This is a genomic window from Pedococcus sp. P2_F6, assembly GCF_056403675.1.
Genome location: NZ_JBFUEZ010000017.1, coordinates 1 through 1113, shown reverse-complemented (window position 1 = coordinate 1113; position 1113 = coordinate 1). Strand labels below are relative to the sequence as shown.

1 protein-coding gene is annotated in these 1113 nt (G+C 68.3%); it reads left to right on the top strand.

Annotation, left to right across the window (positions count from 1 at the left end; translation table 11 throughout):
• The first annotated feature begins 125 nt into the window (after window positions 1–125).
• A complete protein-coding gene (locus AC1DWP_RS19380) occupies window positions 126–1112 on the top strand; it encodes an IS481 family transposase (protein WP_477616126.1) in 987 nt (328 codons plus the stop codon).
• The last annotated feature ends 1 nt before the right edge of the window (window position 1113 follow it).

Below are 1113 nucleotides of genomic sequence, written 5' to 3'. Positions count from 1 at the left end.
AGCTGTACTGACCCGAGACGTTGGTTGAGTGGGTGTGATCCGCTGATCTGATCAGTGGCGCGGGGAGGGCCTCCCGCGGTGGAGTGGAACTGCCTAGGTATCCGCTCACAAAACAGGAGGCCCTCGTGTCCCACGCTAACGCTGCCCTGACCCCTCGTGTCCGGCTCAAGGTCGCCAAGTTGGTGGTCGACCGCCACGTCCCGATCAGCGAGGTCGCGGCCCGGTTCCAATGCTCATGGCCAACGGTCAAGCGGTGGGCCGACCGGTATGCCGCGGGCGAGCCGATGAGCGACCGGTCCTCGCGACCGCACGTGATGCCGGCCAAGACGTGCCCGGCGGTCACGAAACGGATCGTGGCGTTGCGGCTGCGTAAGCGGCTCGGGCCGGTGCAGCTGGCCGCGTTGACCGGGGTGGCGCCCTCGACCGCGCACCGGGTCCTGACCCGGTGCCGGCTCAACCGGCTGGCCCATGTGGACCGGGCCACCGGTGAACCGGTCCGCCGCTACGAACACCCCTACCCCGGGGCGATGATCCACGTCGACGTCAAGAAACTCGGCAACATCCCCGACGGCGGCGGGTGGCGGTTCGTCGGCAAACCCCAAGGTTCCCGGAACCGGGCCGCGACCCCGGACAAGCCCAAGAACACCCAGCACAATCCCAAGCTCGGCCACGCGTTCGTCCACACCGTGATCGACGACCACTCCAGGGTCGGCTACGCCGAGGTCCACGACGACGAGACCGCCGCTACCGCGGTCGCGGTCCTGCGCCGGGCAGTGGCCTGGTTCGCCGAACGCGGCGTCAGCATCCAGCGCGTCTTGTCCGACAACGGATCCGCCTACCGATCCTTCGCCTGGGCCGACGCCTGCGGCGAGCTGGGCATCAAGGTCAGCAAGACCCGCCCCTACCGCCCACAGACCAACGGCAAGATCGAGCGCTTCCACCGCACCCTGGCCGACGGGTGGGGCTACGCCCGCTGCTACGAATCCGAAGCCGAGCGACGAGCCGCCCTGTCAGCATGGATCCACGAGTACAACCACCACCGACCCCACACCGCCTGCGGGAACAAGCCACCCATCACCCGCTTGACCAACCTGTCCGGTCAGTACAGCTAGC